Origin of the sequence: Paenibacillus pinihumi DSM 23905 = JCM 16419, assembly GCF_000422505.1 — a bacterium.
Classification (GTDB): Bacteria; Bacillota; Bacilli; order Paenibacillales; family Paenibacillaceae; genus Paenibacillus_D; species Paenibacillus_D pinihumi.
Genome location: NZ_AULX01000025.1, coordinates 68,033 through 82,128, shown reverse-complemented (window position 1 = coordinate 82,128; position 14,096 = coordinate 68,033). Strand labels below are relative to the sequence as shown.

Sequence of the window (14,096 nt, the reverse complement as noted above, 5' to 3'; positions counted from 1 at the left end):
ATCGGAACTTGCTCGCAGCGCTCCCCCAAGTTGGTGTCAAGCACTGATTTCTGTGTAGAGCCACCAAAATTCCGCATTAATTCCTTTTCGAAATGGAATGCACAGAAGAATCCCGGACGATTAAGCGGTGCGGAATGATCACCCGATTTTGATGAATCGTTTCTTCCTGAATACAACGTATGAGCATTTGGGATGCGGTGTAGCCAAGCTGATAAGTGCCAATATCTATAGAACTGATAGGCGGTGTAGCCAGTTCCGACAGCGCAATATTGTTGAAGCTGACAAGACTGATATCTTCCGGCACCGTATAGCCGATCTCTGTCAGCCCATGCAGAACGCCAAAGCCGACCACATCGTCAATGACCACAAGTCCGCTGGGTCTCTCCGGCAGGCTCATCATAAATGACATCGCCCGGTACCCGCTATGCTGGAGAAACTCTCCTTCTACAATCCATTCCGGGCGGACAGGCAGCCCCGCCTCATTCATGGCTTTGCGATAGCCTTCCATCCTGTCCAGCGACACCGTAAGGTTAGGGAGTCCGCTGACGAATCCGATTCTCTCATGTCCCTGTATAATCAGATGATGTGTAGCATCATAAGCAGCTTTTACATTATCATTATCGACGGACAAAATATTCGGCTGCCCTTCCGAACGCCCGATGAGCACGGTAGGGAATTTATGCTTATTCAATAAATCGATTAAAGGGTCGTTAACGCGGGAAGACAGCAGAATAATGCCGTCCACACGCCGGCCGAACACAAGCCGGGATATTGTATCGTCTTCATCCTGTGGCGAAGTAGCCGCAGCAAGCATCATATCGTAGCCCGCCCGTGTAGAGTGGGCTAATATCCCCCTTAACAACTCACCGAAGAAGAAATCCTTGAACAGCTCCTCTGCCGGCCGCGGAAGCATAATGGCAAGGGTCTGTGTGGTTTTGGACACAAGGCTTTTGGCCATTACGTTGGGATGATACCCCATTTCCTCCATGATTCGTTTCACTTTTTGAGAGGTCTCCTTGCTGATTCTCGGATGATTGGATACCACCCGGGATACCGTTGAGGGAGAGACCCCTGCCGCTTTCGCAATATCTTTAATGGTTACGACTGCCATTGAAATAACCCCTTTATGCAGCTGCTTAGCTAAATGCATGCATGTTTAATGCAACTTGTTGCTTAAATGATAATATATAACGTTTGCACTGCATACTCAAATGTTGAAATATTTAGAAAATGAGCGAAATCGGAAGATTTTTCAAGGGAATGTATCATTTTCTTACCAAATCAAGTTGTGCAAACGTTTTAACAAAAAGCAGAATTTGCTGTATAGTATTAAGCATGAATATAGCGCTTTCATATCAAGTTCTTTGTTGAAGTGAACAAATTATGGGGATTTACGGTGTGAATCGGCTATTTTTTATCGAGTTTTGAACAAACGTTTGCACACAAGCTGTTACAGATGCTGATCTGGTTGCAAAAAGGTTATTCATTGCTCGATAGCCGGCAGCAAAGAATGCGGGGCTTGTATTCGAGTTCAACAATGGAGAGGGGATTATTGAAATGAAGACATGGTGGGTCATGGTATTAATAGCTTGTCTGTTTGTCGTCTCCGCTTGCGGTACAAAGTCCAACGAGGCGCCTAATAACCAAAGAACGGCGCAGGCAAATCAGGTGACAGATGATGGTGAGGACATTGTTCCTGAACCGGGGGCTAAGCTGCTCGTTTGGGAGAGCAAGGAGGAACGCCCATTCGTTGAGGCAATCGCGAAAGAATTTACGGCAAAGTATGGGATCGAAGTAAAGTTTGAAGAGGTTAGCGCAGGAGATCAGGTGACGAAGCTGACAACCGATGGTCCTGCCAAACTTGGCGCAGACGTGGTGCTCTTCCCGCATGATAACCTGGGCAAAGCGGTCACATCCGGCTTAATTCTGCCCAATGACTTCTATGAGGATCAATCCAGAGACGAGAACTCAGAGATTGCTGTGAGTGCCGTTACATACGATGGCGTATTATACGGCTACCCCCGTTCGATAGAGACCTATGCTTTGTTTTATAATAAAAAGCTCATCGCGGAGGCGCCAAAATCATTCGATGAAATCGTAGAGTTCGCCAAATCATTCAACGATGTCAAAAATAATAAATTCGCATTGATGTGGGAAGTATCCAACTTTTACTTCAGCTACCCGTTCATTTCAACAGGCGGATATATTTACGGCAATCATGGGCAGGACAAAGACGATATCGGGCTAAATACAGAGGGTGCAGTGAAAGGCTTGAATTATTACGGCTCCTTGAAAAACAGCCTGCTTCCCATGAATTCCGGAGATATTACGTACGATATCAAGAAAGGCTTCTTCGTAGCCGGAACACTGGCCCTGGATATTAATGGGCCTTGGGCACTCGGTGATTACAGGGATGCAGGCATTGACTTCGGTGTAGCGCCGCTCCCTACTATTAATGGTCAGACTGCCTCCTCTTTCTCCGGCATTAAGGCCTGGTATGTGAACCGTTATTCCGAATATCCGATGGCTGCGAGGCTTTTCGCCAGGTTTGCGTCAACCAAGGAAGCACAGCTGCTGGATTATGAACTGACAGGAGCGCTTCCTTCCAATAAGGAGGCGGCAGAAGATCCTGCTGTTCAAAATAATGACATTGTGAAGGGATTCCTGGAGCAATTCCAACAATCCACGCCAATGCCTTCGATTCCGGAAATGGGTAATGTGTGGTCGCCTATTGCAGCGGCTTTCTCTGATGTATGGAATACAGGCAAGGATGCGAAGGAGGCGCTGGACAATGCTGTGAAGCAGATCCGGGATGCCAACAATGGGGCTGGAAAATAGTCATCTTTCATCGGGCCGCCCGCCGGTTTATTGGCGGGCGAACCGATGTTGTATATACAGGAGAAGGGAGTCAGGCGGATGAATCGACATCGCAGCACGGCGGCTGTTCTATCCGTCCTATGGATGGGACTTGGCCAATTATATAACCGCCAATTTGTAAAGGGTCTGCTGCTTATAGCTTTCGAAGCGGCAGCTCTTCTCTATTTCATACCGAATTTGGGGAAAGCAGTCTGGGGAATTATCACCCTCGGGGAGAAAACACAGGGCCTTGAAAAGGTCGGCAAAATAATGGTTTCTGTTGAAGGCGACCATTCGATTTATTTATTAATTAGCGGGCTGATTACCATCTTCATATTTGCTGTTGTTCTCGTGGCCTATATATTGAATATTCGAGATGCTTACCATACCGGCAGCTTGCGGGATAATGGGATCGCTGCAGCTGGTCTAAGGAGCTCCTGGGCAAATATGACGGACCGGCATTTTCCATACCTGATGCTGTCTGTCCCTGCTTTGGGCGTTCTGTTCCTCACCATTATGCCCATCATATTTATGATTCTGCTGGCTTTTACAAACTACTCCTCTCCCAATCATATTCCGCCGGAATCACTTGTGGACTGGGTAGGCTTTCAGACCTTCAGGGATTTGCTCACCCTCAAGACATGGAGCAGCACCTTTGTCGGCGTATTGACATGGACGATTATTTGGGCGGTCATTGCGACGGTAACGACTTATTTCGGCGGCATGATTGTTGCGCTGCTTGTTGAGGCCAAAGGCGTCCGGTTCAAGAAATTCTGGCGCACCATTTTTATTATCCCGTATGCCATTCCGCAGCTGATCTCGCTGCTTGTCATGAAGAACCTGTTTAACGGGCAATTCGGGCCGATCAATCAATATTTAAGCTACTTCGGTTTAGGCAAGCTTCCCTGGCTGACCGATCCGACCTGGGCAAAGGTAACGGTCATTATCGTTAATATGTGGATCGGCATTCCGGTCTCAATGGTTCTCATTATGGGAATCCTTACCGCCATTCCGAAAGACCTCTATGAAGCGGCTGACGTAGACGGAGCTTCCGGCTTTCAGAAATTCAAGATTATTACACTGCCATTTGTGCTGTTTGCTACTGCTCCCATCCTGATTATGCAGTTTGCGGGCAATATCAATAACTTTAACGTCATTTTTCTACTAACAAACGGCGATCCGGTTAATGGGAGCTACCAGTATGCAGGAAGCACCGATCTGCTTGTTACCTGGCTGTATAAGCTCACCCTTAACAACAGCAAATATAATATGTCCTCTGCAATTGGCATCATCATCTTCGTAATCGTGGCTTCCTTGTCCATTTGGAGCTACCGTCGTTCGAGATCCTACAAAGAGGAGGATATGATCCAATGAAAACGGGGAATAAAGCATCAACTGCCATACGATTAACGGTTATCTATATCATTCTGGCCATCATAGCCATCTGTGCGATTTATCCGGCATTATGGGTATTGATGTCATCCTTGCGTCCTGGAACTTCCTTGGCAGGCTCGTCACTTATTCCGGATCAAATAACAATTGGCCATTATATAGAACTGTTCACGAATCAAAGTTTTCAATATGGTATGTGGTATATAAACACCCTTAAGGTTGCAACCTTAACCATGATTTTCTCCACCCTGCTGATCACACTTAGCATGTATGCCTTGTCCAGATTCCGGTTCCGCGGCCGTAAGGCAACACTGACCACAATGCTCGTTCTGGGCATGTTTCCGGGCTTTATGAGTATGATAGCCATCTTTATCGTGCTTTTGCAGCTTAATTTGCTGGATACACATGCTGCGCTTATTTTGGTTTATTCTGCCGGTTCCGTGCTCGGAGGGTTTGTTGTAAAAGGCTTTTATGATACGATTCCGCGCAGCCTTGACGAGGCCGCCCGGATTGACGGGGCAACCCATCTGCAAGTGTTTATTAAAATCATGCTTCCCTTGTCGCGTCCTATGCTCACTTATGTATCGTTAACGACATTTACCGGCGCTTGGGTAGATTTTATCTTTGCCCGCCTTGTGCTGCGGAGCAAAGAAAATTGGACGCTTGCCGTCGGCATGTGGGATTTGGTCAACAACTTTCAGAACAGCAACTTTACCTTGTTTGCGGCGGGCGCAGTTTTGATTGCGGTCCCGATTACACTGCTTTTTGTACTGCTCCAGCGTTTTCTGGTACAGGGACTCACTTCTGGCGCATCGAAAGGATAAAACAGATTAAAGGATTGCATGCCGAAGAGCACTCGTCAACAAATGACGAGTGCTCTTTTTTCTAGTATCGGGCCCTGCATCAAGCATTAGTTAACCGCCCGTCGTTACCAGTTGATATGGACGGTAGCAACACCGCTGGCCGGAGTAGTGAAGGTACGGTTGCTGCCGCTCTGCCAGGTAACCGCCGTCCCGTTCTTCTTGAAGAACTTGTACTGCAGAGTGGTGTTGGCTGGAACACTCACATCATAGTACCAGGTCGGATAAGCATACAGAACCTGATTGTACATCGGTCCGACAGCTTTGGCCGTATCCCATACCCCCAGCTCTGCAACGTGGCCGGACAGGTATACGCTCTCTCCCGGAATTGTCGTAGCGCCGGAGACGACAAACCGTACAGTCACCTGATCGCCAGACAGCAAGTTAAAGTCGGCATAGCTATTGCTACTGGCACCAGCAGCCGTGCGTATCTGGATCTGATATTTTTTCGCTGCAATGGCAGGCACAACAACCTTGATTTGTGTATCTTCCCAAGAAACGATATTGGCACCCGTAACCGCAGTGGCATCAAATAATACGGTCCCTTTGGCAGCTCCAAATCCGCGCCCGTCGATCGTGACCACATTTCCGGCCTTGCCCATATCAGGACCGATATTGCCAATTGCCGGAGCGGACGCGGCAGTCGTATGCTGCCACACGCCAACAGCTCCTGCTCCCAGTGTAAAGGTACTGACAGCCCCGCTGCCGGATGCAGAAATGCTATTGCCGTTAAGCAAGCCCGACAGCACATCCGTATACGTGCCTGCAGGCAGTGAAGTTGCCAGACCGCTAATCGCTACAGGTGCTGATCCGCGGTTGATGGCAATTACGGCGACGTTATTGCCGAATTTGCGCTCATAGATATAGACATCAGAATTTAGCCAGCGCTGCTGGGTCGTTCCGTACGCAATAGCCGGATTTGATTTCCGCAGCGGTGCCAGTTTTTTAATCAGATTGTATGCGGTTGATGTCCGGTTAAAGGAGGTCATCATGCCCCGGTTATCCGGGTCGCCATTGCCCGTCATATATTGTTCCGTCCCGTAATAGATCGCCGGCACGCCTCTGGAGGTAAGTGTGAAGGCAACGGCCTGTTCCAGTCTTCTGGCGGAAGCTCCGGTGGTGTGGAAGCGATCCATATCATGGTTGTCGATAAAGGTGACCTGATCTGCAACTTGCGTATAGGCAGAGGCTGTTCTGTTGATCATGGCATCCAAATCGTACATCGTTGCGGTATTGTCCCGGAAGACCTGTCTCGCCGTCTGGCCGAACTCAAAATCGAGCAGGCTCATGCCGGAATCATTGGCAAAATGATAGTTTTCCGGACTGATTTCATTGACGCCAAGAAACCATTCTCCGAAAGTAAACACCGGCTTATAGCTATAAATGGTTGACATCCAGCTCTTTTGCCAGCCAAAAGGCATATGCTTCACCGCATCTACCCGTATGCCGTCAATCCCCATATCCAGCCAAAGCTTGATTGATTCTTTGAAGTAGCTGTCTACCGTATTATTGTTATGATTGAAGTCTGCAAGGTCATACAGGTTTCTATAGATGCCGTCCTCGATTGTGGCGAAGCTGGTTCCGCCATTATGGTGAAAGTAGCCGTTGGTATCCCCGGTATAACCGCCCATAAGCGTTCCATTGTTATAAAGTCTTCCGTTTTCTGCAAATGCCGGATCGGTCTCCGAAGCAGGCGAGGTATGATTCGGGGCAAAATCAATGATGATCTTAATATTTTTGGCATGCGCCGCTTGAATGAGATTTTGGAAATCCGTCATGCTTCCAAAGGCGGGATTCGTCTTTTTGAAGTCACGTGCCCAATAGCCATGATAGGCGGTATTATTTACACCGGAGTAGTTGATGACGGCGTAAATATTTTCTACCGGCTGTGAAATCCATAGTGCGGTAATGCCCAGCTCCGTAAAATAATTATCATTAATTTTGGCCATTACACCGGCCCAGTCCCCGCCGCAATACACCCTGAGATTCTGGCAGCCGGGCGAGAATGCGGCTCCGGTCGGATTATTGGCCGGGTTTCCGTCCAGAAAACGGTCCGTGACAATTTGGTAGATCACATCTGTGGAGAAGTTTTGTTGGTTGAGTACAGAAGTATCCGGCGCAGCTTGAACAGCAGGCAAGCCCGAAAGCGCTATCAATCCGAACGATAATACAGCAGCGAGCAACAATTTCAGAGCCATGCGGGAAGTGCGAACGATCATGGTTGGTCCACCTTTCGTTTTTCATATTCTTGTGCGCGATTCAAGAAAACATGGCTGCCAGCAGCCTGCTGCATCACCTCCCATATGGAGTACAAGCATAATCAGTAGTGCTTTCTTTTAGAAAGGCAATTTTTTCACAATAAAAACAACCCCGAGATTCTCAAATATTTGAGATTCCGGGGTTGTTTTCAAACCAAGGCGGTTTAAAAAAGCATGGCCCTTAAATTGTTAATGGCTCAAAATCGAAATCAATAGTTGACACGAAACGCTGAAGCAACGCTGCAAGAAAGAGGGGACTTCCGATCGCTGTTGTTCCCAGATTTCCTGTATTCCTCCCTGTACGTGATTGAAATCCGCGAACAAAGGCGACCGCTACGCTTCTCCAGCCTCCCTCTTTCTCTCCGATCAAGCTACTTATAGGGGTCAACTGCTAATTCTTAAATGGAGCCAAATTTATAGCTATATTTTAAGAGTAGTCAGAATAGTTTGTCAATATTTACAAACGGTTAACTTTTAAGTGATTTTAGAATCAGATAGCCATAGGCAGGAATTTCAATGGTACGCTTCAATACATTTTCATGGCTGGCGAGAATACCGGTCCATTCCCCGCTGTTGATGTCCTTGCTGTACTGGGCCGCACTGCCGGAATTGTTCATTATAATCAACAACTGGTCTTCATCGTCCCATCGCTCATAGGCGAGCAACTGCTTGTTGGCTTGAGGGTAGAAACGCAGCCCTCCTGTTCGCAGAGCACGATATTGCTTGCGCAGCTGAATCGCTTTCCGGAAAAATGAGAACAGCGCAAGATCCTGCTTGCCTTGATCCCACTCCATGCATTTGCGGTTCAGAGGGTCATGCTCCCCATCCATTCCAATTTCATCGCCGTAGTAGATACACGGCGCTCCGTAAAAGGTAAGCTCGAATAAATAAGCCAGCATGAGTGATTCCTTATGGCCTTTGCACAACGTCAGCAGGCGGGTCGTATCGTGGCTGCCCAACAGGTTGAAGGACACTTCCGTGATTTGCCGCGGATAGCTGGCCAGTTGAGCTTGAATCGCATGGGAGAACTGTTCCGCATTTGTTGTTTTGCGGGCGAAGAAGTTCAGCAGCGCATTCGTGAACGGGTAATTCATGACAGCATCGAATTGGTCGCCTTGCAGCCAAGGCATCGAATCATGCATAATTTCGCCTAATAGATACGCATCAGGGTTGACGGATTTCACTGTCTTGCGGAATTCACGCCAGAACTGATGGTCCACCTCGTTGGCTACATCGAGCCGCCAGCCATCAATGCCAATCTCCTCAATCCAATACCTGGCGACATCCAATAAATATTGCTGCACTTCAGGATTTTCAGTATTCAACTTCGGCATGATGGGCTCAAACGCAAAGGTTTCATAGGTTGGGATGCCGTCCTTTACCTCAAGGGGCCAACTGTGTACATAGAACCAATCGGCATAAGCGGAAGCGGCACCGTTCTCCATAACATCGACAAATGCGGGAAAGGTCTTGCCGCAATGGTTGAATACCGCATCCAGCAGCACTCTGATTCCGCGGCCATGGCAGGCGTCAACCAGTTGCTTCAGCTTCTCATTGGTACCGAAGTGGGGATCGACCTTGAAATAATCCTTTGTATCATATTTATGGTTCGTCGTGGCCTCAAATACCGGCGTAAAGTAGATGGCATTAATACCGAGCTCAGATAAATAATCCAGATGGTCCATTACCCCTTGAAGATCACCGCCAAAAAAATTGGAAGGCGTAGGTGTTCCTCCCCATGGAAGGACATCGTCCGGATCATTGCCGGGATCACCGTTGGCGAACCGTTCAGGGAATATTTGATAGAAGACAGCGTCTTTCACCCAAGCGGGCGGGGTAATGATATCAACCCGGTTCATATAGGGAAAATCATACAGACCTTCGTATACGATGGCCGGCTTCTGATCGAGGAAGCCTTTTTCTAGCATGTAAACCGTTTGTTCGTGGTCATGGAGCTGGAAATAGTAAATGGTTCTGCGGAAGCGGGGCTCGATTGCAGCTTCCCAGTAATCAAACAGGCTATCCGATGCCCATTTTGTCATTGGCACCTCAGCGCTTGTCATCTCCCAGCCGTACTTGTCCCCATAGTGCAGGATAACATTCGTCAAATCATCTTTCTTGGACCGCAGGCGAATATGAAGTGTTTTCTCGTCGTAAGCATAAGACCAATTTTGCTTGATCCGGTGATAAAGCGCTTCCAGTAACATCTCCAACCAGCTCCTTTTGAATCATTTGAACGCAAAAAAAGGTCCACCCTCTCTTGCCAAGCGAGGTTGAACCTTCTGGTTACATTGCCTTCATGTTTGAGGTCATTATACTTGAAAATACGGTGCTGTGCAATAAGGGACGGTGAGAAACTAGGATGAACTTCCCGATTATATGAAATCTTCAGACTGGGGAAAAATGTACAGCAACGCAACTCATTTTCGGAAATTACTGAAGCACTATTTGTTCCTTTTTTATTGAATTAATGTATAATTTTATGTGTCGTCTTATTATCCTCTATTGAATAACAATCAAATGAAGCAACTTTTACTCATTGATTTATCGCCTCACTAATATCATTACTAGACAGATTACTAATAATCATAATTTCGAGAAAAGGTATTAGAGTATATTGGTAAATCGTTATTATTATAAGTTGCTTTGCCAGTTTAATTAGCAAGAAATTATCATGAATTAATCCCTAATAAATTCTATGTGGAGACAAAAATGAATAATAGAAAATTATCTAATTTTTTTACATTTTTAGGAATTTTATGTTTGGTTATAGGTACTGCATATCCGCTAGGTTATATTAAAAGTCCATATATTTTCTTTTTAGTTCCTATAAGCATGTTATTATTTTATATTTCGAACAAGTTAAACATTAAAAAATGAGCTCTTTAAAAACAGCAATTCACGGCTGTCCATGTAATCCATCCTTTTACCGGTTTATACCTCAAATTCTCCAACATACACCGCATTCCCCGTCACTTGAATTTCTTCCCCGTTCGTTACGGTTACTTGCACTCTTCCATCCCTGCCAATTTCTTGTCCTTGTTCCACGACAAGATTTAAATTCGCTGCCGGTTTTATATATTTGGCATAATAAGCGCCCATTACCCCGGAGGCCGTGCCCGTGACGGGGTCTTCAATGGTACCCGAGAAAGGGGAGGAGAAGTGTCGGGCATGCATATGCGCATCAGGATCATAGGTTTCTATACAAAAAGGATGCACCGATGCCCGCGGCATTTCCTCCAAAATATCCGGAAAACGCTTGTTCCGGGGCGTCATTCGCTCACACGCGTCGAGGCTTTTCACAGGAACCAGAAGTGTCCATGTCCCCGTGCTGCCATACACAATCGGCAATTCCGTCTCTATATCGCTCACCTCAATTCCCATGGCATGAGACAATTGCTCCACGGAGCCGTTGAAAGCTTGAAATTGAGGGGCTGCCTGGTTCATTGTAATATAAATTCCGTCAGTCGATGTCAATTTGATCCCCAATATCCCTGCTTTTGTCTCGATTGTGAAATCTGTTTTATCGTTCAGTAAGCCTCTGGTTGCCAGCGCATAAATCGTTGCCATTGTGGCATGGCCACAGAGATTAATTTCATGGCCGGGGGTAAAATAGCGGATTCTGAGATCAGCCACGGCAGACGGAAGCGGAAAGGCGGTTTCATTAAAACCTACCTTCTCTGCGATTTCTCTCATTTGTTCTCCCGTGAAATGGCCGCCATCCAGGACGACACCTGCAGGATTGCCCATATTCGGTATGTTGCTGAATGCATCGTAATGGTAGACTTTTATAGTTTTCATATTGACCCCCCGGATATAAATTTACCAAATCTGATTAAGATACTCCTCAAGACAGAACGATGAAATCTACTGGCCTTTTTGCAAATTCATCCTCCACTTTTCGTAAAAAGCCGTAATGGATGTGTTCAATATTATTTCTACCTGATCCTGTTCCGGGTTCCGAATGATTGCATTCAATGCCTTCATTCCGTGGTTTTCGACGATATACTGAATGATTGACCCGCTGTAAAAGTACGCTGAACTGCCTTTTAAATCAAAATAATCCGGACTTGTTAGCTGCTCCAGAGTCGGAATATCGTAGCGAACGGGCTTTTGGGACAGCTCTTTCTGAAGCTGGCATTATCTTTTGTTTCCCAATTTTATACAAGACCATTCTCAGAATTCTGTCCTCTTGAGGCTTCTGCTGACATTGGAGCACCAAAAAAGCCTTCCCAATCAAAAATGAATGGGGAGGCTTTTGGCATCGCGTATTAAAATACCTTTGTCGTCCAGGATTCACAGTTCCATGTCTCCGTCACGACATCACGATAAAATTCAGGTTCGTGGGAAATAAGCAGAATGCTGCCTTTGTAGGCTTGCAGAGCACGCTTCAGCTCATCCTTGGCATCAACATCCAAGTGGTTCGTCGGCTCATCGAGCACAAGCAGATTCGTTTCCCTGTTAATCAGCTTGCACAGGCGGACCTTCGCCTTCTCTCCTCCGCTGAGCACCGTAATTTTGCTCTCAATATGCTTGGTTGTCAGACCGCATCTTGCCAGAGCGGCGCGGACCTCAAATTGCGTGAAGGAAGGGAACTCATTCCAGATTTCTTCGATACAGGTATTGTAGTTGTCTCCCTTGGATTCCTGCTCGAAATAGCCGACCTGCTGATGCTCACCGCGCTCAACCGAACCGGAGATCGCCGGAATTTCGCCCAAAATACTGCGCAGCAAAGTCGTTTTTCCGATACCATTCGCGCCGACAAGCGCAATCTTCTGGCCGCGCTCCATGCGCAGATCAAGCGGACGGGACAACGGCTCATTATAACCGATCACAAGCTCCTTCGTCTCAAAAATCAGCTTGCCGGACGTTCTTCCCGGGGTGAAGTTAAACTGCGGTTTCGGCTTTTCCTTGGCAATCTCGATGACTTCCATCTTGTCGAGCTTCTTCTGGCGGGACATCGCCATATTCCGCGTCGCTACGCTCGCCTTATTCCGTGCCACGAAATCCTTCAAGTCGGCGATCTCCTGCTGCTGGCGCTTGTAGGCCGACTCCAGCTGCTGCTTCTTCATTTCATGAACCTGCTGGAAATGCTCGTAATCCCCAACGTAACGGTTCAGTTCCTGATTTTCCATATGATAGATCAAGTTAATGACACTATTAAGGAACGGAATGTCATGCGAGATCAGAATAAATGCATTCTCGTAGGCTTGCAAATAGCGCTTGAGCCATTCGATATGCTGCTCGTCCAGGTAGTTGGTCGGCTCATCCAAGAGCAGAACTTCAGGCTTTTCCAGCAACAGCTTTGCCAGCAGTACCTTCGTACGCTGTCCGCCGCTCAAGTCGGTAACATCCTTTTCCAGACCGATATCGGTCAGACCGAGGCCGCGTGCTGTTTCATCAATTTTGGCATCGATCAGATAAAAATCCTGGTTCGTCAGCGTATCCTGGATTGTACCCACATCCTCAAGCAGCTGCTCCAGCTCCTCCGGCGTGACATCGCCCATCCGGCCGTACATGTCATTCATTTCCTGCTCCATATCGAACAGGTACTGGAAAGCTCCCTTCAAGACATCGCGAATCGTCAGTCCCTTGGTCAATACAGCGTGCTGATCCAGATAGCCGACACGCATGCGCTTGGACCATTCCACCTTCCCGTCATCCGGCTGAAGCTTGCCCGTAATGATGTTCATAAAAGTAGATTTGCCCTCGCCGTTAGCTCCAATAAGGCCGATATGCTCGCCTTTCAGCAAGCGAAACGATACGTTATTGAAGATGGCGCGGTCTCCAAAGCCGTGACTCAGTCGTTCTACATTCAAAATACTCATTAGTTAGCACCTTTTCTGGCTCAAAATCGAAATCAGTGGTTGACACGGAACGCTGAAGCTACGCTGCGAGAAAGAGGGGACTTCCGATCGCTGTTGTTCCCGGATTTCCTGTATTTCTACCTGTACGTGGTCGAAATCCGCGAACAAAGGCGAACGCTACGCTTCTCCAGCCTCCCTCTTTCTCTCCGCTCAAGCTACTTACAGTGGTCAACCGCTGATTCTTAAATGGAGCCCCTTTTCTTTGTATAATCTTATCGTTATATTATAAACGTTAACGCGTTTTCAACTCAATGCCCAGTTCATGGCCGGCAGCTAAAATCTATTCTTATCTCTGGAAATCCGAACAGCTATATAATATTTTACAATGCATTTGTTGGATGCACGTATATTTTCGTTAAGTCGCCGTTAAATATATACCCTTCATTTAAGTAGTTCCAGCCGTACTTCTCATAATAGTCGTCCAAATCCGTAGAGAGGTACAGATTCTGATATCCCTTCTTTGCTGTCTCATCAAGGGCATGCTGAAGCAAAAGCGCCCCCAATCTGTTGCCTCTGCATTCAGGAATCACATATAGACAGGCGAACCAGGGAAATAAATCCTGACGGCTGATCAGATCGTTCGTCAATAAAGCATACGTCCCTACTATAGTCTTGTCCTCTTGCAGTGCAATATAAAATCGCGGCAATTCGCTCGCGGTGTCACACGAGTTTTTCATACAGTCATAATAGAAATTATAGTTGGTCTCGCTGCCCCATTGCTCCCAAACCATCCTGACAGCGGCGTCAAATAAGTCCATGCGTTGATTTAACTCCACAATATGAATCAAGTGCTCTCCCCCATTCGTTATATCTGAAGCAATTCACAATTGCACCGTTTTAAAGTTTTGTTCATGGCAGCTTTC

At 47.0% G+C, this 14,096-nt stretch carries 9 protein-coding genes; 3 read left to right on the top strand and 6 right to left on the bottom strand.

The annotated features are described in order from the left end of the window. Positions 1 to 76: 76 nt before the first annotated feature. A complete protein-coding gene (locus H583_RS0108690; protein WP_036708958.1) occupies positions 77 to 1,111 on the bottom strand; it encodes a LacI family DNA-binding transcriptional regulator in 1,035 nt (344 codons plus the stop codon). 446 nt (positions 1,112 to 1,557) lie between these two features. Between H583_RS0108690 and H583_RS0108685 the strand changes: the two genes are divergently transcribed. From H583_RS0108685 to H583_RS0108675, 3 genes are all read left to right on the top strand, one after another. Then, positions 1,558 to 2,838, top strand: a complete 1,281-nt coding sequence (locus tag H583_RS0108685; RefSeq protein ID WP_028560131.1) for a sugar ABC transporter substrate-binding protein — start codon at positions 1,558 to 1,560, stop codon at positions 2,836 to 2,838. Between the two features lie 78 nt (positions 2,839 to 2,916). After that, entirely contained in the window at positions 2,917 to 4,230 is a 1,314-nt protein-coding gene (locus H583_RS0108680) for a carbohydrate ABC transporter permease (protein ID WP_028560130.1), read from the top strand. Continuing rightward, the gene (locus H583_RS0108675) at positions 4,227 to 5,072 is read left to right on the top strand and encodes a sugar ABC transporter permease (RefSeq protein ID WP_028560129.1); all 846 of its coding nucleotides are present in this window, start codon (positions 4,227 to 4,229) and stop codon (positions 5,070 to 5,072) included. Before H583_RS0108680 ends, H583_RS0108675 begins: the two co-directional genes overlap by 4 nt. 104 nt (positions 5,073 to 5,176) lie before the next feature. Here H583_RS0108675 and H583_RS0108670 read toward each other — a convergent pair whose 3' ends face one another. The 5 genes from H583_RS0108670 to H583_RS0108645 form a co-directional block, all read right to left on the bottom strand. Beyond that, positions 5,177 to 7,327, bottom strand: a complete 2,151-nt coding sequence (locus H583_RS0108670; RefSeq protein WP_028560128.1) for an alpha-amylase family glycosyl hydrolase — start codon at positions 7,325 to 7,327, stop codon at positions 5,177 to 5,179. A 506-nt stretch (positions 7,328 to 7,833) separates the two neighbouring features. Next, positions 7,834 to 9,573 carry an alpha-glycosidase gene (locus tag H583_RS0108665; protein ID WP_028560127.1) on the bottom strand — a complete coding sequence of 580 codons (1,740 nt, stop codon included), beginning with the start codon at positions 9,571 to 9,573 and terminating at the stop codon, positions 7,834 to 7,836. A gap of 727 nt (positions 9,574 to 10,300) precedes the next feature. Next, positions 10,301 to 11,167, bottom strand: a complete 867-nt coding sequence (locus tag H583_RS0108660) for a PhzF family phenazine biosynthesis protein (protein WP_028560126.1) — start codon at positions 11,165 to 11,167, stop codon at positions 10,301 to 10,303. Positions 11,168 to 11,637: 470 nt separating this feature from the next. Beyond that, on the bottom strand, positions 11,638 to 13,194 hold the full coding sequence (locus H583_RS0108650) for an ABC-F family ATP-binding cassette domain-containing protein (protein ID WP_028560125.1): 1,557 nt from the start codon (positions 13,192 to 13,194) through the stop codon (positions 11,638 to 11,640). 359 nt (positions 13,195 to 13,553) lie between these two features. Continuing rightward, positions 13,554 to 14,021 (bottom strand): GNAT family N-acetyltransferase, encoded by a 468-nt coding sequence (locus H583_RS0108645; protein ID WP_245585880.1) that lies wholly within the window; start codon positions 14,019 to 14,021, stop codon positions 13,554 to 13,556. Positions 14,022 to 14,096: the final 75 nt, after the last annotated feature.